Origin of the sequence: Streptomyces roseirectus (genome assembly GCF_014489635.1) — a bacterium.
Classification (GTDB): domain Bacteria; phylum Actinomycetota; class Actinomycetes; order Streptomycetales; family Streptomycetaceae; genus Streptomyces; species Streptomyces roseirectus.
On the sequence record NZ_CP060828.1, the window covers coordinates 3,285,926 to 3,307,022 of the forward strand.

Below are 21,097 nucleotides of genomic sequence, written 5' to 3' on the forward strand. Positions count from 1 at the left end.
ATGGGGCGTATGGCGAAACGTTCCGTCGTGATGGTCTCCGTCTCCGCTGCCGTGCTGCTGTCGTCGCTGGCGACGGGATGCGGGGGCGGTTCCGGGGAGGAGGAGCCGGCGGGGCAGAAGCTGGGGTGGAAGGAGTGTCCGGCGCCGTCGGAGGCGGAGGGCGGCGGGAGCGCGCCGTCGCCGTTGCCGAACGACGGGACATGGCAGTGCGCGACGATGAAGGCGCCCCTGGACTGGTCGAAGCCCGACGGGGACACGATCGGCATCGCGTTGATCCGCGCGCGGGCGAGCGGTGACGAGGGGAAGCGGATCGGGTCCCTGGTGTTCAACTTCGGCGGCCCCGGCGGCTCGGGCGTCACCGCCCTGCCGTCGTTCGGCGCGGACTACGAGAAGCTGCGCACCCGGTACGACCTGGTCAGCTTCGACCCGCGCGGGGTGGGCCGCAGCGCCGGGGTGAGGTGCGAGAACGACCAGCAACTGGACGCGTACTTCCAGCAGGACACGACCCCGGACGACGCGACGGAGCGCGCGGCGCTGCTGGCGAACACCAGGGAGTTCAACGCGGCCTGCGCGAAGAACTCCGGGAAGACGCTGCCGTACGTGCGCACCACCGACGCGGCCCGGGACATGGACCTGATGCGGCAGGTCCTGGGCGACGACAAGCTGTACTACTTCGGCATCTCCTACAGCACCGAACTGGGCGGCGTGTACGCGCACCTGTTCCCGAAGAACGTGGGCCGCGCTGTCTTCGACGCGGTCGTCGACCCGACGCAGACGTCCGAACAGGGCTCCCTGGGCCAGGCGAAGGGCTTCCAGCTCGCCCTGGACAACTACGCCGACAACTGCGTCTCCCAGACGGAGGACTGCCCCGTCGGAGACAGCGCGCGGGACGTGAAGGACCGGATCACAAAGCTCCTGAAGGACCTGGACGCGAAGCCGCTGCCGGGCAGTTTCCCGCGCGTGCTGACGCAGACCGCCGCGACCAACGGCATCGCGCAGGCGCTGTACTCGAAGGACTTCTGGGAGTACCTGACGGAGGGCCTGGAGCAGGCGTACGACGGCGACGGCAGGACACTGATGCTGCTGTCCGACCTGATGAACGGCCGCAGCGCGAACGGCGAGTACAGCAACATGGCCGCCGCCAACACGGCCGTCAACTGCGCCGACGACAAGCCCCGCTACACCCCGGCCGACGTCGAGCGCAGGCTCCCGGAGTTCCGCGCCGCCTCTCCCGTCTTCGGGGACTTCCTCGCCTGGGGCATGGTCAGCTGCACCGGCTGGGCCGTCCCCGGCGCCGCCGACCACCCCGACGTGCGCGCGCCCGATGCGGCCCCGATCCTCGTCGTCGGCAACACCGGCGACCCGGCGACGCCGTACGAGGGAGCCCACAGGATGGCGGAGGCGCTGGGCGAGGGCGTCGGGGTCGAGCTGACGTACAAGGGCCAGGGCCACGGCGCCTACGACAGCAAGGACAAGTGCGTGCAGGAAGCGGTGAACGGCTACCTGCTGGACGGGAAGGCGCCGGCGACCAAAACCGTCTGCCCCCGCTGAAACCGCTGGTCACAGGGTTATCCACAGGCCCTCACGGGGTTCTTCCCCGCCACCTACCATGGCCTGACAGCCGTTCGACGCACGGTGCGGACGGCAGGGACGGGGGGTGCGCGATGGCGCGATTCGTACGGTGGGCCGCGTGGGGAGCGGTCGTGGCGCTGGTGGTGGCGGGGTGCTCTTCGGGGTCGTCGAAGGGCGGTTCGGACGGCGGCGGGAAGGCCGCCGGGCAGTCGCTGACGGACCAGAAGCTCGACTGGAAGCGCTGCGCGGGAGGTTCGGCGCCGGGGGCCGTGTGGCAGTGCGCGACGATGAAGGCGCCGCTGGACTGGTCGAAGCCCGAGGGGCGGACGATCGATGTGGGGCTCGTGCGCGCCAGATCGAGCGGGGCGGCGAGCGAGCGGATCGGGTCGCTGCTGTTCAACTTCGGCGGTCCGGGCGCCTCCGGCGTCGACACCTTGCCGTCGTTCGGCTCCACGATGGCCTCGCTGCGCGAGCGCTACGACCTGGTGAGTTTCGATCCGCGCGGGGTCGGCCGCAGCGAAGGCGTGCGCTGCCGGAGCGACCGGGAGATCGCCGCCGCCGAGACCGTGGACTCCACTCCGGACACCCCTCAGGAGGAGCGGGCGTACTTCCAGGACGCCGCCGGTTTCGGCCGGGGCTGCGCGAAAGCGGCCGGTGACCTGTTGTCCCACGTGTCGACGACCGACACGGCCCGCGACATGGACCTGATGCGCCAGGTGCTGGGCGACACGAAGACGCACTACTTCGGCATCTCGTACGGCACCGAACTGGGCGGCGTCTACGCCCACCTGTTCCCGGGGAACGTGGGGCGGCTGGTCCTGGACGCGGTGGTGGACCCGACCGCCGACGCGGTGGGCCACGCCCGCAACCAGGCGCGGGGCTTCCAACTGGCGCTCGACAACTACCTGAGGTCGACCGGCCAGGACCCGGAGGCGGGCACCCGGAGGATCGCGGACCTGCTGGCGCGCCTGGACGCGGACGCGCTGCCGGCGTCGTCCGGCCGCAGGCTCACGCAGACGCTCGCGGTCACCGGCATCGTCACGCCGCTCTACAGCGAGTCGAGCTGGCCGAGCCTCACCCGCGCCCTGGAGGAGGCCGAGGGCGGCGACGGCTCGGGGCTGCTGGCGCTGGCCGACGCCTACAACGAGCGTGACTCCTCGGGGCGTTACGGCACGACGACGCACTCCCAGCGGGTCATATCGTGCCTGGACGACAAGCAGCGCCCGACGGCGGACGAGATCCGCGAGACGCTTCCGGAGTTCGAGCGGATCTCCCCGGTCTTCGGCCCCTACCTCGCCTGGGACACGGCCGGCTGGTGCCACGACTGGCCCGTGTCCGGCCAGCACGACACTCCGGAGGTGAGCGCCCCGGGGGCGGCCCCGATCCTGCTGGTCGGCAACACGGGCGACCCGGCGACGCCGTACGAGGGCGCGCGCAGGATGGCCGACGAGCTGGGCAAGGGCGTCGGGGTGCTCCTCACGTGGCGGGGCGAGGGCCATGGCGCGTACGGCAGCGGCAGCGACTGCGTCGACTCGGTGGTGGACGCCTACCTGCTGGACGGCACGGTCCCGGACGACGGAAAGGTCTGCTCATGACGGCGGCGGGGGCCCCGCCCACGCGTGGTGGTCGGGGCCCCCGCCGTCCGGGAGCGGTCTCAGTAGACCGGCTTGTCCGGTTCGATCTGGTTGACCCAGCCGATGACGCCGCCGCCGACGTGGACGGCGTCGGAGAAGCCCGCGGACTTCAGGACGGCGAGGACTTCCGCACTGCGGACACCCGTCTTGCAATGCAGGACGATCTTCTTGTCCTGGGGCAGGGACTCCAGGGCGGTGCCGAGCAGGAACTCGTTCTTCGGGATCAGCTTGGCGCCCGGGATGGAGACGATCTCGTACTCGTTCTGCTCGCGGACGTCGATGATCTCGATGTTCTCGCCGTCGTCGATCCACTCCTTGAGCTGCTTCGCGGTGATCGTCGAGCCGAGGGCGGCCTCCTGGGCCTCCTCGGAGACGACACCGCAGAACGCCTCGTAGTCGATGAGCTCGGTGACCGTCGGGTTCTCGCCGCACACCGCGCAGTTCGGGTCCTTGCGGACCTTGACCTGGCGGTACTGCATCTCCAGGGCGTCGTAGATCATCAGGCGGCCGACCAGGGGCTCACCGGTGCCGGTGAGGACCTTGATGGCCTCGGTGACCTGGATGGAGCCGATGGACGCGCACAGCACGCCCAGGACGCCGCCCTCGGCGCAGGAGGGGACCATGCCGGGGGGCGGGGGCTCCGGGTAGAGGCAGCGGTAGCAGGGGCCGTGCTCGGACCAGAAGACCGACGCCTGGCCGTCGAAGCGGTAGATGGAGCCCCACACGTACGGCTTGTTGAGCAGCACGCACGCGTCGTTGACCAGGTAGCGGGTCGCGAAGTTGTCGGTGCCGTCGACGATCAGGTCGTACTGGCTGAAGATGTCCATCACGTTCTCGGCTTCGAGCCGTTCCTCGTGCAGGATCACGTTCACGTACGGGTTGATGCCGAGGACGGAGTCGCGCGCGGACTCGGCCTTGGAGCGGCCGATGTCGGCCTGGCTGTGGATGATCTGCCGCTGGAGGTTGGACTCGTCGACCTCGTCGAACTCCACGATGCCCAGGGTACCGACGCCGGCCGCGGCCAGGTACATCAGCGCCGGCGAGCCCAGGCCGCCGGCGCCGACACAGAGCACCTTCGCGTTCTTCAGCCGCTTCTGCCCGGCCATGCCCACGTCGGGGATGATCAGGTGGCGGGAGTACCTGCGGACCTCGTCTACGGTGAGCTCGGCAGCCGGCTCGACCAGGGGTGGCAGCGACACGGGGACTCCGTTGGTCGGTCAATCACTACAGTTGTTCTCCCTGTAACACTGCCACGCACTTCTTCATTCCGAGACACCCGTTCCGATCCGCGAGACGATCTCGTCCCAGTAGCCGGGCAGGGTCGCCCAGGGGTCGTCCAGGCCCCCGCGCGCGGAACGGTCGGTGAACCAGATGGTCGCCGCGCCCTGCCAGCGGGCGATGCGCAGGGCCTCCTCCAGGTGCGTGCGGGGCACTCCGTGCACGAAGTGGCAGAAGCGCTCCGCGGGATGCTCCGCCGTCCACTCCGCCACCTGCGACCAGCGGTAGTCGCTCCAGGAGCCGCGGAAGGTCACCAACTGGTCGCCGTGTTCGGCGTATCCGGGGTGCGGGTGGGTGCCGTGGCCGAGGACCAGGTGGGCGTCGTCGGCGAACTCCCGCAGGGCGTCGGCCGTGCGCCCCGTGGCGGCGAGTCCGGCGCGTTCGGCGGGGCAGCGGTCCAGGAGGAAGCCGTCGACCCGGTACCAGCTCGCGTAGCGGCCCGCGTCGTCCAGGAGTTCGCCCCGCGCGCGTGCGCCGTGCGCGGCGTCGAGCCGGCCCAGGACGCGTACGCCCGCGTTGCGCAGCCGTCCGGCGGCCTCCAGACAGTGCGGGTCGGGGCGGACACCGGGGCCGTCGGAGACGTCCAGGACGGCCCAGTGCAACGGCGTGCCCGGGCGGGCGAGTTCGCCCCACTCGCCCGGGGCCAGCAGCGGGTGCGCGAACCCGGGGACGCCGAAGCCGGTGCGTACCCCGGTGCTCGCCCCGGTCACATGCGGCACGCCGCCTCCATCCAGATGTCCGCCAGGGACTCCTCCAGGTTGATCCGGGGCCGCCAGCCGAGCCGGTCGCGCGCGGTGCGCACGTCGGCCTGCTGCCAGCTCCCGCAGCCGTCCGGGTACGGGTACGCGACGGGCGCCGCGTGGTCGTGCTCGTGCCGGGGGTGGCCGATGGCCGCCCGCATCGGCCCCGGGGGGACGTCGAGTTCGTGCAGCGCGCCCGCGTACCCGGCCACGCGCGCGAGGGTCGCGGCGGCGTCCCGCAGGCGCACCGCGCGGCCCGAGCCGATGTTGATGACGCCCTGGGCGGCCGACAGCGCGGCGGCGTGCACCGCGCGGGCGACGTCCCGGACGTCGACGAAGTCGCGCTGCGCGCCGAGCCCCGCGAGCTTCAGCTCGCCGTCGCCGGCCTGCATCGCGCGGCGCATGGCCTCCGCGAGGCGGCCCAGCGGGCTGCCCGCCGGGGTGCCGGGGCCGGCCGGGGAGAACACCCGCAGCACGACCGCGTCCAGGCCGGAGCCGAGGACGAGTTCCGTCGCGGCGAGCTTGCTGACGCCGTACGGGCCGCCGGGGCGCGGGACGGCGTCCTCGGCCGTCGAGGAGCCCGGCTGGCTCGGGCCGTACTCGGCGCCGCAGCCGATCTGCACCAGGCGCGCGCCGCAGCCGCTGCGCCGCAGCGCCTCGCAGACCGTGGCGACGGCGACCGTGTTGTGCCGGATCAGGTCCTTCGCGCCGCCGCGCGTGGCGCCGGCGCAGTTGATGACGACCTGCGGGTGGACCGCGTCCAGGAAGCGCGTCAGCGCCCCCGGGCTGCCGGTCGCGAGGTCGAACCGGACGTCGGCGTCGTCGCCCCGCCCGAGCGCGGTGAGCTGGGCCGCCGGGTCGGCGAGCAGGCGGTCGGCGACGAACCGGCCGAGGTATCCGTTGGCTCCGATCAGCAGAACCCTCATCGCGCCGCCCCCCGCATGTGAAGGGCGCCGCGGGTCGCTCCGGGTCGAGGCGTGGTCATCTGGTCTCTCCTTCAGGGGTGGTGCGGTTGCCCGCGACGGGGTGCTGCGACGCGCTCGCCGCGCGCGTGGGGGACGGCCGGCGGGGGCCGTACGCGAGGGCGGCGCGCCGCCCGGCCGCCAGGACACGGCCGACACCGGCGCGGCCGTACGAGGGGCTGGGGTGCCCGTGCGGAGGGCGGGGAAGTGTCTTCCGCCCGGTGGCGCGGACGGGGCCGTGCGCAACGCCGGGGCGGGGTGCGGCCGGCAGCGCGGGGCGCGCGTACGGCCGACGGGTCGGTGCGGGTGCGCGGTCCGCGCGGGCGGGTGCCGGGGCTCCGCCGGGGATCGCCGCGCGGCACGCGTGCGTGCGGGTGGCCGGTGTGTTCGGGCGGGCGCTCAGCACCGGTGGTCCTCTCGCGCGTGGGCCGACGCTTTGGTGAGGGTCCGGGCCGCGTGGGCGAGGAGGGTGAGGGCGGCGGCGCCCGCGGCGAGGGCGGGGAGCGCGGCGGGGCCCCAGGCGCTCACCAGGGCGTCGGCCGGGGCGGACAGGGCACCGCAGCCGGGGAGGCGGCCCGCGAGGACGGTGGCCGGGGCGAGGGCTTCGACGGCGGCTGCGGCGGACAGGACGACCGCGGGGGCGTGGGTGAAGCCGTGGACGGTGAGGAGGCGGGCGAGGAACAGCAGCAGGCCGAGAGGGAGCACGCGTGCGTACGCGGCGGGTTCGCCCAGGACCACGCCGCACAGCGCCGTCAGGCCCGCGAGCGCGGCGGTGAACAGCGCGACCGTGCCCAGGAGGAGTGGCCGGACGGCCCGGGCGAACTCCGCCAGCCCCCGGCTGACGTGCAGCCTGCGGCCCGCGTGGACGGCGAGGAGGTGCGCGCAGACCGCGGCGGGCGCGCAGGCGAGGGCCAGGGTCAGCAAGGGCGCGGCGGTGAGCGGCCAGGGGGCGTCCGGCGTGAGGCCGGGCGGTCTGTCGGGGCCTCCGGCGACGGCGCCCGCGAGGAGTCCGTCGCCGACGGCGGCGTACAGCAGGAGCCAGCAGGTCGCCGAGACGGCGCGGTGCGGGACCGGGCGGGGCCGGCGCAGCGGGCTCAGCGGGCCGTGGCGCAGGACGGCGCGCACCGCGACGGCGACGGCGAGGACGCCCGCGCCGAGGACGGCCTGCCGTCCGGTGCCGTGGGTGAGGCGCAGCCCGGCGACCGTCGCGGCGCACAGGGCGCCGGGGAGGAGGCTCAGCAGCACCCACGCCGGGCGGACGGAGGAGGCCGGGCGCTCGGCAGGCGCCTGCCCCGGCGTCGCCTCCTGCCTCGGTACACGCGCGTACATCTCCTCAGCGAGCGAGAAGACGTCCCGGTGGCGGTACTGCGCGGCGGCCCGGTCGGTGAGCCCGTGGGCCTCCAGACCGGCCGCGATCTCCAGGGGGTCCACGGCCCGTTCGCACAGTTCGCGGTGGCGGTGCATCAGGGCCTTCACCGGGTCGACGCCACCGCGCCGGGGCCCTGTGACGGCGTCCTGGGACTCCGCACGCTCCGTACGGGCCGCACGATCCGTGCCGTCGGCGTGTTCCGTGCCGTCGGTGTGCTCCGCCGCGGCCGTACCCGGCCGTGTGATCCACTCAGGCGGCACCCACTCCCCCGCCGGCGCACCGGGTCGGTCGAGCCCTTCCAGCCCGCTCACCGGGCCACCTCCGCCACCGGAACCGAAGGCGCGCCCGCGCCTACCCCGACGGGCACCGAGTCGGCAGCCCATCCCGGCACCCGGCGCCCCGTCCACCGCCCCGCCAGATGCGCCTCGGCGGGCATCCCGAACGGCAGCGGCTCGCCCTCCTCGTCGACCAGGACGCGCCGGACGGGACACCGCGAGACGACGTCCAGGTAGATCGCGTCGAAGGAGGCGATGTTCTGTTCGGCCGTGAACAGTTCCAGCGCACGGGCGCGCGCCGCCGCTCCGAGGCGTGCACGGCGCTCGGGGTCGCGCAGGAGCGCGACGCACGCCTCGGCGAGCGCCCTCGGGTTGCGCGGCGGCACGACGAGCCCGGTGCCGCCTATCGCCTCGACGACGGCGCCGACGTCGGTGGAGACGGTGGCGCGTCCGCAGAGCATGGCCTCGACGAGCCCGTCGGGAAACCCTTCGACGACGCTGGACAGGACGACGACCGCGCCTGCCGCGTACGCGTCGGCGGCGCCCGGGAGTTCGGGTCCGCCCAGTTCCTCGAAGGAGACCGGGTTGTCGCCGACGGCATAGGAGCCGGGGGCCTCGTCGGGGAAGAGCTGGGCGGCGAGCGCGCGGCAGTGGCCGAGGTAGGCCGCGCCCTCGGCGTCGGCGGGCGCGCCGACGACGCGCAGCCGGGTGCCGGGCTCCTGCCGGCGGACCTCGGCGAAGGCGTGCAGGAGGGCGACGAGGTCCTTGGCGGGCTCGATCCGGCCGACCCAGACGAGCGTGCGCGGATCGGCGCGGTCGGGGCCCTCGCCGACCTCGGCGAAGGGGGCGGCGTCCAGGCCGGGGTGGACGGTGCGCAGCTTGGCCGGCGCGGCGCCGCACCGCTCCTGCCAGCGGCGCGCGTGCGCGTTGCCGGGCGTGATCCGGGCGGCCCGCCGGTACACCTCGGTGGCCAGCCGCCCGTGGAAGGCCGCCAGGAGGGCGCGTACGGGCGTCGCGGCCCCACCCCCGCCGGCCCCACCCCCGCCAGGCACAGCCCCGCCCGGCACGCCGGCCTCGCTGTCCCCGGCGCCCTGACCGGCGCTCCCGGCCCCGCCCGCGCTCCCCGAGCTTTCGAGGTAGTGCGTACGCAGCCGCACCCCGTACTCGGTGACCACGAGCGGCACCCCGAAGAAGTGCCGCGCGAGGAGCCCTGGAAGGGCCGCAGGGCCCCCGGAGGTGGCGTGGCACAGGTCCACCGCGCCGAGCGCGTGCTCCTCGTACCAGGGCAGCGACAGGGGGCGCAGGGCGCGCTCCAGGTGGTCCGCGACGGCGAGCAGTTCGGGGACGCGCGCCTCGCGCGCCTCCGGCCGGGCTCCCGGCGCGCGACAGGCGCGTTCCAGGGCGCGCACGGCCCGCTCCGAGCGGAGCGCGCCGGCCAGTCCGCCGTCGTCGCGGGCGAGTTCGGCGAGGGAGTACAGCGCGTTGCCGAAACGGTCCGCCTCAGTGGTGGAGGGGGTCGCCGCGCAGAGGGTGGCGACCAGGTCGCCGTACGCCTGCGTGAAGCGCCCGCGGGCGCGGCGGCCGTGGACGACGCCGTCGTCCCGCGCGGGCTCCAGGGGGGCCGTACGGACGCCCACGACCTGCGGGGGGAGCGCGGCCCAGCCGGTGTCGTGCGGGCGGCCGGAGCGGCGCAGCGCGTAGACGTCGAACTCGTGCTGCCCGAGCCCGCGCACGAGCCGGTCGCACCAGAGTCCGGCGTCACCGCTCACGTACGGATAGCCACCCTCCGTCAGCAGTCCGATGCGCACGAGCGCACCCCCGATCTCCCGTTCAGGGAGCCGTCGTTGACCCGACGGCTCGCAGCGGGAAGAACGTATGCGGACAAGGCGGTGGTGCGGCGGACGGTTGTCCGTCGCACCACCAAAAGGGGTGAACGGTCGTAACTTTCCCGTGCGGGTCGCGTTCTGTCGCGCTAAGGGATCACACGGTCACCGGACGACGGGCCGAAAATCACACAAAAGCGCCCTGGGGCGTGCGCGTGGCACACCCCAGGGCGCTGGCCGGCTCACGCGGCGGCGAGTTCCCTCCGCTCGGCGCGCCTGCGGGCGGCGACGCCCGGATCGAGCGCCGGGACGGCCGCCAGGAGCTGCTTGGTGTAGTCCTCGCGCGGGGAGTCGTACACCTCGTCGGCGGGCCCCTCCTCGACGATCCGGCCGCCCCGCATGACGGCGACCCGGTCGCTGACCTGGCGGACGACGGCGAGGTCGTGGGCGACGAACACGAGGGCCAGGCCGAGTTCGCGCTGGAGCTCGCCCAGGAGGGCGACGACCTGCGCCTGGGTGGTGACGTCGAGCGCCGACACGGGTTCGTCGCAGACGATCACGCGCGGGTCCGCCGCGAGCGCGCGGGCGATGCCGACGCGCTGGCGCTGGCCGCCGCTGAACTCGTGCGGGTAGCGGTCGTAGTGGGCCGCCTCCAGGCCGACGCGTTCCAGGAGTTCCCGCACGCGCGCGTGGATGCGCTTCTCGTCCTTCTCGCCTCGCGCGCGCAGCGGGTCGGCGATCGACTCGCCCACGCTGCGGCGGGGGTTGAGGGAGGAGACGGGGTCCTGGAAGACCATCTGGACGGCGGGGTTCACACGCGTGTGCGCGCGCCCGTCGTAGCGGATCTCGCCCGCCGTGGGCTTCAGGAGGCCCACCAGCATCCGCCCCAGGGTCGTCTTGCCGCTGCCGCTCTCGCCGACGACGCCCAGGGTCTCGCCCCGGCGGACGGTCAGGGAGACCCCGTCGACGGCCGCGAACGCCCGCTTGCCGCGCCCGAACTCGCGCCGCAGACCGGTCGCTTCGAGGACGACGTCGTCGGTCGCCTCGGAGGCCGTGCGGCGCACCTCCACACGCGGGACCGCGCCGAGCAGTTCGCGCGTGTAGGCGTCCTTGGGGGCGCCCAGGACGTCCGCGACGGGGCCGTGCTCGACGAGCCTGCCGTGCCGCATGACGAGGACGTCGTCGACGCTCTCGGCGGCCACGCCGACGTCGTGGGTGACCAGCAGCAGGCCCATGCCGGTCTCCTCGCGCAGGGTGTGCAGGAGGTCGAGGATCTGGGCCTGGACGGTGACGTCGAGGGCCGTGGTGGGCTCGTCGGCGATCAGGAGGTCCGGCGCGCACGCGAGGGCCATCGCGATGAGCGCGCGCTGGCGCATGCCGCCGCTGAACTCGTGCGGACGCGAGCGCGCGCGGCGGGCCGCGTCCGGGATGCCGACCCGGTCGAGCACGTCGACGGCACGCGCGCGTGCGGCACGGCGCGTCGCGCGCGTGTGCACGCGGTACACCTCGGCGATCTGGTCGCCGATCGCGTAGTACGGGTCGAGGGAGGACAGCGGGTCCTGGAAGACCATCGCCGCCGTCCCGCCGCGCAGGCGCCGCAGTTCGTCGTCCGAGGCGTCCTGGACGGCCGTCCCGGCGACGGTGACCGTGCCGCCCACGCGCGCGCCCGTGCCCCGGTGCAGGCCCAGGAGGGCCGAGGCGACGGTGGACTTGCCGGAGCCGGACTCGCCGACCAGGGCGAGCGCGCCGCCCTCCCGGAGGGTGAAGGAGAGGCCGTCGACGGCCTTCAGAGCGCCGAACTCGACCGTCAGGCCGCTGACTTCCACGAGGCTCACGCGAGCACCACCCGTCGGTCTGCCACCGCGTACAGGACGTCCGCGAGGGCGTTGGCGAGGACCACGAAGAAACCGATCACCAGGACCATGCCGACGACGACCGGGAGGTCGACGACGCTGACCGCGTGGACCAGCTCCTGGCCGATGCCGGGCAGTCCGAACAGCGTCTCGACGAGGACCGCGCCGCCCATCATGGCGCCGAAGTCGTTGGCGTTGAGGGCGATGACCGGCGCGAGCGCGCCGCGCAGGGCGTGCCGTCCGATGATCGCCCGCTCGCCCACGCCGTACGCGCGGAAGGTGCGGATGTGGTCCTCGGCGAGCGTCTCCAGCATCGACGTGCGCGTGAGCCGGGCGAAGTACGCCGCTTCGGCCAGGGCGATCGTCAGCCAGGGCAGCACGAGGTTCCACGCCCACTGTTCGGGGTCGTCGGAGAAGGCGACGTACTGCGGGAACGGCAGCAGTTCGAGCTGCCCGCAGACGACGATCATCAGGACGAGGCCGATGACGAAGACCGGCATGGCGATCCCGGCGAGCGTGACGCCGGTCAGCAGGCGCTCGGAGAGCCGTCCGCGCCGCCAGACCGACAGGACGCCGGTGCCGACGCCCAGGATCAGCCACAGGACCATCCCGCCGAGCACCAGGGACAGGCTGACCGGGAGCTTGGTCAGGATCATGTCGGTGACCTGCTGGTCGCTCTGGTACGACAGCCCGAGGCAGGGCGCCGAGCAGTGCTCGACGGAGGTGCCGGTCGAGTAGTCGTGGCCGACGACGATGCCCTGGAGGAAGTCCCAGTAGCGCAGGTAGAGCGGGTCGTCGAGCCTGAGCTGTTCGGCGACCTGGCGGACCTGTTCCGGCGAGCAGCGCGGGCCGCAGGTGATCTGGGCGACGTTGCCCGGAGTGGCGTAGAAGACCACGTAGATGATCACCGAGAGGGCGAGCAGCGTGAGGACGACGCCGACCGCGCGGCGCAGGAGGAACCCGGTGAAGCCGTTCACGCGGCGCCCTCCTCGTCGTTCTTCGTCTCCTGCTTGCGGCCCGTCCCCACGCGCAGGCGCGAGGCCGCGCGCGGGTCGAGGGCGGTGCGCACGCCGTCGGCGAGGACGGTGAGGGCGAGCACGGTGACGAACAGGGCGCCCGCGGGCAGCAGGAGGTACTGCGGGGCCGTCTGGTACCAGACGTTCGCCGAGGTCAGCATCTGTCCCCAGGAGGGCGTGGGCGGCTTGACGCCGACACCGAGGAACGACAGGGACGCCTCGATGGCGATGTTGGTGGGCGCCATGAGCGCGGCGTACGTGATGACCGGCGCGGCGAGCCCGGGGAGGAGTTCGCGGTGCGCGATGCGCCAGGTGCTCCAGCCGCTCAGGCGCGCGGCGGACACGTAGTCGCGCTCCTTGAGGGTGAGCGTCTGCGCGCGGGCGATCTTCCCGATCGTGCCCCAGGCGACGAACCCGATGACGAACGCGACGAGCACCGGGCGCGGGAAGCTGTCCGGGACGACGGCCAGCAGCGCGAGCGCCATGATGATCAGCGGCATCGCGACGATGATGTCCGTGATCCGGCTCAACAGTTGATCAACCCATCGGTTGCCGAGCGCGGCCGTGACGCCGACGACGACACCGAGGACGACCTGCACGACGGTCGCCGCCAGCGCGACGCCCAGGGAGACGCGGGCGCCGTAGGCGAGCCGTGCGAACAGGTCGCGTCCGGTCTGCGGTTCGACGCCGAGCCAGTGGTCGCCGCTGATGCCGCCGAAGGAGCCGACGGGTACGCCGCCGCGCGCCGAGTCGACCAGGTCGGGGTGGTAGGTGGTGGGGTCCTGGCCCTCCAGGGCGGTGAGGAGGGGCGCGGCGAGCGCGACCAGGACGAGGAGGGCGACGACGGCCGCCGCGACCATGGTGGCGCGCTGCGCACGCAGCCGCCGCCAGAACTGACGGGCACCCGAAACCCCCGGGACGGCGGTGTCCGTCCCGGGGGCCTGGGTGGCGTGGAGTGCCTGACTCATGTTGATTGCTTGATCGTCATTGAGTGTGTGTATCGACTACTTGACCGCGACCTGCGAGATGTCCAGGACACCCGTCCAGTCGCTGATCACGACGTTGCGGATGTCCTTGCCGACCAGCCGCTTGTAGACGGGGTGGAACAGCGGGACGGTCAGCGCCTGCTCGCCGATCTTCTTGTCGAGGGCGCCCCAGCGCTTGGCGGCGGCGTCCAGGTCGGTCAGCTTGTTGATCGCGTCGATCTCGTCGTTGACGGACTTGTCGTTCAGCTGGGCCGAGTTGAAGTTCGCGCCGTCCTGGACGATCTGGCGGCCGTCGAAGATCGGGGCGAGGAAGGGGCCGCCGGAGGGCCAGTCGGCACCCCAGTGGGCGAGGAAGAAGCCCGGCTCGGTCTTCACGCTCTGGACCGTGTCGGAGTAGTCGTTGTCCTCCAGGCCCTGGAGCTTGACGGTGATGCCGGCCTTCTTGAGCGCGTCCTGGAGCGCGGTCGCGATCTCGGGGCCGGTCTCGAAGTTCTTGTCGTTGGAATGCGTCAGCGTGACGGTCAGCCCGTTCGGGTGGCCCGCCTCCTTCAGCAGCTCCTTGGCCTTGGCCGCGTCACCCGTCGCGCCGGCCGGGAAGTGGTCGTAGGGCGTGTAGCCGAAGGACTTCTGGTTCGGCAGGTAGGTGGTGGCGGGCTCGGCGAGCGCGGAGCCGCCGGCCGCGTTGACCACGGAGGAGCGGTCGACGGCGTAGGAGATCGCCTGGCGCACCTTCGGGTTGTCGAACGGCTTCACCTTCGGGTTGAAGGCGATGTAGTTCGTGTAGCCGAAGTGACCGGTGCCGACGCGCGCGGCGAGGCTCTTGTCGCCGGTCACCTTGGCGAGTTCGGCCGGGCCGAGGTTGGTGTCCGTGGTGACCGCGGCGGCGTCCGCGCCCTGGGACGCCGACAGCCGCTGGTTGATCACGGCGGAGTCGAGGCCGGAGCGGACGTCGATCTTGTCCGGGTACGCCTTGCGCTCGGTGTCCGTGGCGGCCGACCAGTTGGGGTTGCGGTCCAGGACGACGTGCTCGCCGTTGTTCTGGTTCGTGACGACCTTGTAGGGGCCGGACGAGACGGGGTGCTCGACGTACTTGGTGCCGGTGTCCTTGGCCTTCGGGACGGGCGCGAACTGCGTCTGCGTGGCCAGGAAGGGGAACTCGCCCTCGGGCTTGTTCAGGTGGAAGACGATGGTCCGCGCGTCCGGCGTCTCGATCGCGGCGAGGCCCTTGGGGTCCTTGTAGGGGCCCTGGTAGGCGGCGGCGCCGACCAGCCAGTCCCGCAGGTAGGGGGCGCCGCCGGACAGCTCGGGCGCGAAGGAGCGCTCGATGCCGTACTTGATGTCGGCGGTCGTGATCGGCGTGCCGTCCTCGTACTTGAGCCCTTCCTTGAGGGTGTACGTCCACACGGTCGCGTCCTTGTTGGGGCGGCCGGTGTCGGTGGCGAGGTCGGGGACGACCTTCGCGCCCTCGGCGCCGTTCTCGCGGTTGCGGGTGGTGAGCGTGCGGAAGAGGAGGGACGGCACGTTGCCGCCGCCGGAGGTGTAGAGCCGGGCCGGGTCGAGGTTTTTCTGCGGGTTGGAGTTCAACACCGACAGGGTGCCGCCCTTGTGGGGCGTGGAGTCGCCGCCGGAGTCCTTGGCGCCGTTGTCCTCCGGCCCGCAGGCGGCGACACCCGCTGCCACGACCAGGCTGACGGACGCCGCGGCCACGCGGCGGGCTATGACGGACGGTTGACGCATCGGTGGGGGCCTCTCGATTGACCTGACCGGTTGGGTTGACCGGGCTGATTGCCTTGACTATGGGGTTGATTCACTTGACCGACTTGATCCGATCGCCGCACATCTCGACGCTTGTCCCGGCATTCGAGACGGGTTGACGAGGAATGAGACGATCGCGGACAGACGTCTGCCCCGGCGGCGGACAGTCGAAAACCCGTGACCCTGGTCACGGCCTGAGGCGGGTGATCCGACGCTCGCACGCATGGGGCGATGGCGTCAGCAACAGTGGATGTCGGCTACACAGAGCGCGGTCACGCCAATGAGGGCGAGCTTGATGGCTGCGCCGGCGACGACATGACTAGACCACATGGGCAGAAATATGAACGAAAATCGGTGCGCATGTCAACGTGACTTACGAGTCGTTTGTCAACTCGCCGGGTAAGCCCACGGGTTGGGACGGCACCGGATCCCGCCGTGGTCCAGGAACTTCGTCTGCTGCTGCATGACGGGCGCGAGTTCGCCGTCCTTGTCACATGTCACATGCCCGTAGCCGAGCCGGTGCCCGACCTCGTGGTTGATGAGCATCTGCCGGTAGGCGTGCATCTGGTCGCCGTAGGTCGACGAACCCTGCGCCCAGCGGTAGGCGTTGATCATCACGCGCTGGGTGGCCGTGGAGTTGCAGGAGACGTTGTCCTGGGTGGTGTCGAGGCCGGATTTCGCGCACCAGAAGGCGGTGGTGCCGGGGCTCGCGAGCGTGATGACGAAATCCGGTGTGCCGCTGAAGATCCGCTCGAAGGTCCGGCCGCCGTTGTGGGCCCAGCTGCGGTCGTCGTTGAGGGTCTTCTGCACGGCCTGCGCGAACAGCCCGGCGTCCAGGCCGATCCCCTGCTCGACGTCCACCCGGTAGGTGTACTTCCGGCCCTTCCCGGGCGCCTTGTCGATGCCCGGGACCGCGTCGAACTTCCCCGAGCCCTTGAGGTCGGCGGCCAGCGGGTACTTCGCGGCCATCCGCTCGTCGTACGACAGCGGCTTCACGTCCGCCGGGGCGGACGGGCTCGGCACGACGCCGGCCGCCGCGCCACCCTGCGGTGCCCGCTCGCTCTGCGGCCGGGTGCGCGCGGTGTCCTCGCCACGGCCGTCGGTGACCTGTCCGGCGACGACGACGGCAAGGACGGTGGTGACGGCCGCGGCGGCGATGCCGGTGAAGGTGCGGCCCTTGGCGCTCTTCGACGGGGCCGGGTTGTCGCCGGCGTCTTGATCACCTCGATCGTGTTGATCGCCTTGATCACCGGGGTTGACCGAGTTGACGGAGTGCGCCGGGTTGATCCGTGTCGACGGATGGTCGATGCCACGATCAACATCGTCGCGTCGGTCAAGACGGTCAATGAGATCGACGTCCATGTGGACGGCCGTGTTCACAAGGACGCCCCTGTCCATATGAACGTCCACGTGAGCAACCTGATCGCCGAACGCGTCCAGATACTCCTGCCGAGGTCCGCCCCCCACCCGGGGCCTCGGCACGACGGACGGCCGCGCCCCGGACTCACCGCCCAGCGTGCCCCAGCCGCCCCCGGCCTCCCGCTGCTCGGGATGTCCCCCGCGCACCGGCGGGAAGCCGTGCGCGGGCGTGCCGCCGAGCGGAGGGAAACCGTGCGGAGGCGTCGCCCCCTGGGGGATCCCGCCGCGCGGCGCCCCGTTGCCCCGGTAGGGCCCGGTGACGGGCGCCCCGCTCTCGTGCCAGGTCGCCTCGGTGTTGCGCGTGGGCAGCGGAGGCCGCTCACCGGAGACCGGCGCACCCCCGGTACCGCCCTGCGGGGCCGCCCCCTGCGGAGGAACCGCGCCCTTCTTCGCCGGTTTCGGCGCCGGCCCGCGTCGACTGTGCCGTCCCACGCGCCTCAGCTCCCCGCGTCGGCGGTGACCGTCGAGGCGAGGAGGTCGCGGAAGGCCGCGGCGACGGCCTCCGGGTACTCCATCATCGCGACGTGACCGGCGTCGGGGAGGGTGATCAGGCGGGAGTCGCGGAAGGTGCGCTCCGCCTTGCGGGCCATGCGGTGGCCGACGAGCTGGTCGCGGGCGCCGTAGACCAGGAGGGTCGGGGCGAGGACGCGGGCGGCCTGGCGCCACATGTTGTGCTGGCCGCCGAGGGTGTACGAGTTGACGAGCCCGCGCGCGGAGCGCGTCATCGCGTCCCAGAAGTACGGGAGCCGCAGCCGCCGCTCCATCTCCTCGACGGCGGCCTGGAAGCCCTCCGGGGTGACCCGCGCGGGGTCGCCGTAGCAGAGCCCCATGACGCCGCGCACGCGGTCTTCCGGGGTCCAGTCGCGGCTGATGCGGGTGAACAGCGCGGTCACGCCGGGGACGGCGAGCAGGCCCGTCGGGACGGCGGTGCGCTGGACGCGGATCTCGGGCAGGGCCGGCGAGACCAGGGTGAGCGTGCGGACCAGGTCGGGGCGGACGGCCGCGACGCGCGTGGACACCGCGCCGCCCAGGGAGTTGCCGAACAGGTGGACCGGGCCGCGCCCCGAGGAGTCGAGGAGGTGGATCACCGCGCGCGCGTGCGCGGAGACCGAGTAGTTGCCGTCGTCCGGGGGCGGGGAGTCGCCGAAGCCCGGGAGGTCGACCGCCTCTCCGTCGACGTCGTCCTCCAGGCGCAGCATCAGTTCCGACCAGTTCTGCGAGGAACCGCCCAGGCCGTGCACGAACAGGGCCGGAGGCAGCCCCTCGCGCGCGGGCGGGCGGGAACGGACCGAGAGCGTCGCCCCGGACAGCCGCACCGACCTCAGCCGCTCGCCCTCCGCGACCCGGACGGGCAACACCTTCGGAAAGACGTTGGCGGTCGGCGGAGTTGGCACCTCGGTCGAAGACATGCGGCAATGTTACGAGACGATCACACACGCGTTCACGCGATCGGCATCACAGAAGGCGTGACAGAACGCACAACGGGGAATCGGAACCGACCAGGCGTGGACACGACCGGTCGGCGGACGTCACGCGCACCCGCGCGACATGGCATCCCCGAAGGTCGTCTCCTAGGCTCGGTAGACGACTCGGACCCCAGTGGAAGGAGCCCTGTCATGGCCATCGATCCCACCGATCCCGACAGCTTCGAGCACGGCGGGCAGGTCGACGTCGAGGCGCCCGAGAACGACACGGCCGAGCAGCGCGCGGACCTCTCGCCGGACGGCGACGACCCTCTGGAGGACGTCGACCCGGCGCGCGCGGACGAGGCGGCCGAGGCCGATCTGCTGGAGCAGTCGCGGGTGGTCTCGCTGGACGAGGACGACTACCGCTGACGACGAGGAAGCGCCTCGTATGCCCGGAACGTGCCGGGCCGAAACCACTCACGTCACTTCTGTGCGGCTTTTCCCGCCGGGCCGGTCCGTGAAATTCTGCGCTCGCACCGCGCACACCACGGTTACCGAAAAGTACGATGGCCGCGCGGCCAGCACGGCACACCGCATGTGGACGACCTTTGGAGGCGGCGTGAGCGCCATCGAGCAGACTGAGGCTACGCGCCCGCGAGGCACGCGCCTGCCGCGCCGTGCCCGACGGAACCAGCTGCTGGGCGCCGCCCAGGAAGTGTTCGTGGCGCAGGGCTACCACTCGGCCGCGATGGACGACATCGCCGAGCGCGCGGGCGTCAGCAAGCCGGTGCTCTACCAGCACTTCCCGGGCAAGCTCGACCTCTACCTCGCGCTCCTCGACCAGCACTGCGAGGCGCTGATCCAGGCCGTCCGCACGGCGCTGGCGTCGACGACCGACAACAAGCAGCGCGTGCGCGCGACGATCGACGCCTACTTCGCGTACGTCCAGGACGAGGGCGGCGCGTTCCGCCTGGTCTTCGAGTCGGACCTGACGAACGAGCCGGCCGTGCGCGAGCGCGTCGACAAGGTCACCAACGAGTGCGCCGAGGCGATCTGCGACGTCATCGCCGAGGACACGGGCCTCCCGCGCGCGGAGTCGATGCTGCTGGCCTCCGGGCTCGGCGGGCTCGCCCAGGTCGTCGCCCGCTCCTGGCTGCACAGCGACCGCAGCGTCCCGCGCGACCAGGCCGTCCAGTTGCTGACGTCGCTCGCCTGGCGCGGCATCGCCGGGTTCCCGCTGCACGGCGCCGACCCGCAGGCGGCCGAGCAGCACGGCACGGAAGCGCGCTGACGCCACAGCTCGCGTTTTTGTTCCCGGACGGTGTTCGCTCCTGGCGTGGGTGCCCGCGCCGTGTCCATCGCCTCACCGGGCTAATGTGTGCAGCGTACGGCGCGGACGCCCGCGCACCTCGTGACCGTCGGAGGGACATAGCCGTGGAGGTCAAGATCGGCGTGCAGCACGCGCCCCGCGAGATCGTTCTGGAGAGCGGTCAGAGTGCCGAGGAGGTCGAGCGGGCGGTGGCCGAGGCACTGGCGGGCCAGTCGTCGCTGCTCAGCCTCGTGGACGACCACGGGCGCAAGGTCCTGGTCCCGGCGGACCGGCTGGCTTACGTGGAGCTCGGCGAGCCGGCCCCGCGCAAGGTGGGCTTCGGCGCGTAAGGCACACGACGAGGGCCCGGCGACTTCACGTCGCCGGGCCCTTGATCGTTTCTTCACGGACGGAGCACATCCCACGCACAGGGGAGGATTGCATTCCGCAGGTCACGGGTAGGACGGCTGTAACCCTGGTGCACGGGACGGCCGTACGGGAGGGACCCACAATGATCTTCGAAGCGCTCGCCTCCGCGGTGCTCGGCCTCGCGCTCGCGTGGGCGGCTCTCCGCCGCCTCCCGCACCGCCTTCCCGCCCCCACGCTGGTCCTGCCGACCGGCGTCGCCGGTGCCCTCTTCGGCGACTTCCTGACCCACACGGCCCTCGCCTCCGGCCTCCTGCTCAGCCTGCTGGGCGCGGCCGTCATGAGCACGGCCTCGCTCTCCCTGCTGCTGCGCCCGTCGGCGGGAAGACTCCGGGAGCGATCGATCCCGGCGTGAGCCGCCGGGCGTGAGCGCGAACGCCCCCACGCCGACGAGCCCCATGCCGACGAGCCGTACGCCGGCGCCCCCGTACGCCGACGAACCCCGTACCGCCCTTACGCCGCCAGCCCCAGCGCGGCCATCCGCTTCGTGTGCGCCTCGGTGATCCGCGAGAACATCCGCCCCACCTCCGCGAGGTCGAACCCGTCGGCCACGCCGCCGACCAGCATGGTCGACAGGGCGTCGCGCTCGGCCACCACGCGCTGGGACTGCGACAGGGCCTCCCCCATCAGCCGCCGCGCCCACAGGGCGAGCCGCCCGCCCACGCGCGGGTCGGCCTCGATGGCGGCCCGCACCCGCTCGACGGCGAACCCGGCGTGCCCGGTGTCGTCGAGGACGGCGAGGACCAGCGCGCGCGTGTCGGAGTCCAGGCGGGCCGCGACCTCCCGGTAGAAGTCGCTGGCGATCGAGTCGCCCACGTACGCCTTGACCAGGCCCTCCAGCCAGTCGGAGGGCGCGGTCTGCCGGTGGAAGCCGTCGAGCGCGGCGACGAAGGGGTCCATCGCCTCGGTCGGCTCCGCGCCGATCTCGGTGAGCCGGTCCCGCAGCCGCTCGAAGTGGTGGAACTCGGCCGACGCCATCTTCGCCAGCTCCGCCTTGTCGGCCAGCGTCGGCGCGAGCTTCGCGTCCTCCGCGAGTCGTTCGAACGCCGCGAGTTCGCCGTAGGCCAGCGCTCCGAGGAGGTCCACGACGGCGGCCCGGTACTGCGGTTCACCGACCGCCTGGTCCCAGTTCTGGGCGGCGATGCCGGTGTGCTCGGGGGTTTCGGCGGACTCGTTGGCGTGGTCAGACGTCGTCATGAAACGCACAATAGTCCGCCGACCGGACGCCGTGATCCCCGACGGTTCTCGGGGTCGTGGCCCTTACAGGAACCGGC

Annotated in this window: 20 protein-coding genes; 6 read left to right on the plus strand and 14 right to left on the minus strand. The window is 72.6% G+C overall.

The features are described from left to right. Window positions 1-1,551: an alpha/beta hydrolase gene (locus tag IAG44_RS13425; RefSeq protein ID WP_187747361.1), complete on the plus strand. Its 1,551-nt coding sequence runs from the start codon at window positions 1-3 to the stop codon at window positions 1,549-1,551. A 113-nt stretch (window positions 1,552-1,664) separates the two neighbouring features. Further along, window positions 1,665-3,167 (plus strand): alpha/beta hydrolase, encoded by a 1,503-nt coding sequence (locus tag IAG44_RS13430; protein WP_187747362.1) that lies wholly within the window; start codon window positions 1,665-1,667, stop codon window positions 3,165-3,167. Window positions 3,168-3,226: 59 nt separating this feature from the next. Here the strand turns inward: IAG44_RS13430 and moeZ are convergent, their stop codons facing one another. From moeZ to IAG44_RS13490, 13 genes are all read right to left on the minus strand, one after another. Next, a complete protein-coding gene (gene moeZ / locus IAG44_RS13435) occupies window positions 3,227-4,405 on the minus strand; it encodes an adenylyltransferase/sulfurtransferase MoeZ (protein ID WP_187747363.1) in 1,179 nt (392 codons plus the stop codon). A 63-nt stretch (window positions 4,406-4,468) separates the two neighbouring features. Next, window positions 4,469-5,203, minus strand: coding sequence for a spherulation-specific family 4 protein (locus IAG44_RS13440; RefSeq protein WP_187747364.1), 735 nt, complete (start codon window positions 5,201-5,203; stop codon window positions 4,469-4,471). Beyond that, window positions 5,191-6,150, minus strand: coding sequence for an NAD-dependent epimerase/dehydratase family protein (locus tag IAG44_RS13445; RefSeq protein ID WP_187747365.1), 960 nt, complete (start codon window positions 6,148-6,150; stop codon window positions 5,191-5,193). The genes IAG44_RS13440 and IAG44_RS13445 overlap by 13 nt, the downstream gene beginning before the upstream one ends. 55 nt (window positions 6,151-6,205) lie before the next feature. After that, the gene (locus tag IAG44_RS13450) at window positions 6,206-6,592 is read right to left on the minus strand and encodes a hypothetical protein (RefSeq protein WP_187747366.1); all 387 of its coding nucleotides are present in this window, start codon (window positions 6,590-6,592) and stop codon (window positions 6,206-6,208) included. Then, window positions 6,586-7,866, minus strand: coding sequence for a hypothetical protein (locus tag IAG44_RS13455; RefSeq protein WP_187747367.1), 1,281 nt, complete (start codon window positions 7,864-7,866; stop codon window positions 6,586-6,588). The genes IAG44_RS13450 and IAG44_RS13455 overlap by 7 nt, the downstream gene beginning before the upstream one ends. Beyond that, window positions 7,863-9,638 (minus strand): DUF3492 domain-containing protein, encoded by a 1,776-nt coding sequence (locus IAG44_RS13460; protein ID WP_187747368.1) that lies wholly within the window; start codon window positions 9,636-9,638, stop codon window positions 7,863-7,865. The genes IAG44_RS13455 and IAG44_RS13460 overlap by 4 nt, the downstream gene beginning before the upstream one ends. A gap of 257 nt (window positions 9,639-9,895) precedes the next feature. After that, window positions 9,896-11,488, minus strand: coding sequence for a dipeptide ABC transporter ATP-binding protein (locus tag IAG44_RS13465; protein ID WP_187747369.1), 1,593 nt, complete (start codon window positions 11,486-11,488; stop codon window positions 9,896-9,898). Next, a complete protein-coding gene (locus tag IAG44_RS13470) occupies window positions 11,485-12,483 on the minus strand; it encodes an ABC transporter permease (protein WP_187747370.1) in 999 nt (332 codons plus the stop codon). The genes IAG44_RS13465 and IAG44_RS13470 overlap by 4 nt, the downstream gene beginning before the upstream one ends. Continuing rightward, a complete protein-coding gene (locus tag IAG44_RS13475) occupies window positions 12,480-13,490 on the minus strand; it encodes an ABC transporter permease (protein WP_187747371.1) in 1,011 nt (336 codons plus the stop codon). The genes IAG44_RS13470 and IAG44_RS13475 overlap by 4 nt, the downstream gene beginning before the upstream one ends. Window positions 13,491-13,526: 36 nt before the next feature. Further along, window positions 13,527-15,245 carry an ABC transporter substrate-binding protein gene (locus IAG44_RS13480; protein ID WP_187747372.1) on the minus strand — a complete coding sequence of 573 codons (1,719 nt, stop codon included), beginning with the start codon at window positions 15,243-15,245 and terminating at the stop codon, window positions 13,527-13,529. Window positions 15,246-15,500: 255 nt separating this feature from the next. Further along, window positions 15,501-15,593, minus strand: a complete 93-nt coding sequence (locus IAG44_RS44525) for an Ms4533A family Cys-rich leader peptide (RefSeq protein WP_343075731.1) — start codon at window positions 15,591-15,593, stop codon at window positions 15,501-15,503. 57 nt (window positions 15,594-15,650) lie between these two features. Next, window positions 15,651-17,114: a DUF3152 domain-containing protein gene (locus IAG44_RS13485; protein ID WP_246561685.1), complete on the minus strand. Its 1,464-nt coding sequence runs from the start codon at window positions 17,112-17,114 to the stop codon at window positions 15,651-15,653. Between the two features lie 5 nt (window positions 17,115-17,119). Further along, entirely contained in the window at window positions 17,120-18,091 is a 972-nt protein-coding gene (locus IAG44_RS13490; protein ID WP_187747373.1) for an alpha/beta fold hydrolase, read from the minus strand. 207 nt (window positions 18,092-18,298) lie between these two features. On the opposite strand from IAG44_RS13490, the gene IAG44_RS13495 reads away from it, so the two are divergent. The 4 genes from IAG44_RS13495 (at window position 18,299) to IAG44_RS13510 (ending at window position 20,178) form a co-directional block, all read left to right on the plus strand. Continuing rightward, complete coding sequence (locus IAG44_RS13495) at window positions 18,299-18,517, plus strand: hypothetical protein (protein ID WP_187747374.1); 219 nt, start codon at window positions 18,299-18,301, stop codon at window positions 18,515-18,517. Between the two features lie 190 nt (window positions 18,518-18,707). Further along, window positions 18,708-19,379 (plus strand): TetR/AcrR family transcriptional regulator, encoded by a 672-nt coding sequence (locus tag IAG44_RS13500; RefSeq protein ID WP_187747375.1) that lies wholly within the window; start codon window positions 18,708-18,710, stop codon window positions 19,377-19,379. A gap of 143 nt (window positions 19,380-19,522) precedes the next feature. Beyond that, the gene (locus tag IAG44_RS13505) at window positions 19,523-19,747 is read left to right on the plus strand and encodes a DUF3107 domain-containing protein (protein WP_010350493.1); all 225 of its coding nucleotides are present in this window, start codon (window positions 19,523-19,525) and stop codon (window positions 19,745-19,747) included. Between the two features lie 161 nt (window positions 19,748-19,908). Continuing rightward, window positions 19,909-20,178 carry a hypothetical protein gene (locus IAG44_RS13510; RefSeq protein WP_187747376.1) on the plus strand — a complete coding sequence of 90 codons (270 nt, stop codon included), beginning with the start codon at window positions 19,909-19,911 and terminating at the stop codon, window positions 20,176-20,178. Between the two features lie 98 nt (window positions 20,179-20,276). Here the strand turns inward: IAG44_RS13510 and IAG44_RS13515 are convergent, their stop codons facing one another. Further along, window positions 20,277-21,029, minus strand: a complete 753-nt coding sequence (locus IAG44_RS13515; protein ID WP_187747377.1) for a ferritin-like fold-containing protein — start codon at window positions 21,027-21,029, stop codon at window positions 20,277-20,279. Window positions 21,030-21,097 lie beyond the last annotated feature (68 nt).

Excerpts from the sequence above, each read along its gene's own strand:
- IAG44_RS13425 (WP_187747361.1), top strand. The coding sequence starts at position 1 with ATGGGGCGTATGGCGAAACGTTCCGTCGTGATGGTCTCCGTCTCCGCT.
- IAG44_RS13480 (WP_187747372.1), bottom strand. The coding sequence starts at position 15,245 with ATGCGTCAACCGTCCGTCATAGCCCGCCGCGTGGCCGCGGCGTCCGTC.
- IAG44_RS13445 (WP_187747365.1), bottom strand. The coding sequence starts at position 6,150 with ATGAGGGTTCTGCTGATCGGAGCCAACGGATACCTCGGCCGGTTCGTC.
- IAG44_RS13510 (WP_187747376.1), top strand. The coding sequence starts at position 19,909 with ATGATCTTCGAAGCGCTCGCCTCCGCGGTGCTCGGCCTCGCGCTCGCG.
- IAG44_RS44525 (WP_343075731.1), bottom strand. The coding sequence starts at position 15,593 with ATGTGGTCTAGTCATGTCGTCGCCGGCGCAGCCATCAAGCTCGCCCTC.
- IAG44_RS13495 (WP_187747374.1), top strand. The coding sequence starts at position 18,299 with ATGGCCATCGATCCCACCGATCCCGACAGCTTCGAGCACGGCGGGCAG.
- IAG44_RS13490 (WP_187747373.1), bottom strand. The coding sequence starts at position 18,091 with ATGTCTTCGACCGAGGTGCCAACTCCGCCGACCGCCAACGTCTTTCCG.
- IAG44_RS13430 (WP_187747362.1), top strand. The coding sequence starts at position 1,665 with ATGGCGCGATTCGTACGGTGGGCCGCGTGGGGAGCGGTCGTGGCGCTG.
- IAG44_RS13475 (WP_187747371.1), bottom strand. The coding sequence starts at position 13,490 with ATGAGTCAGGCACTCCACGCCACCCAGGCCCCCGGGACGGACACCGCC.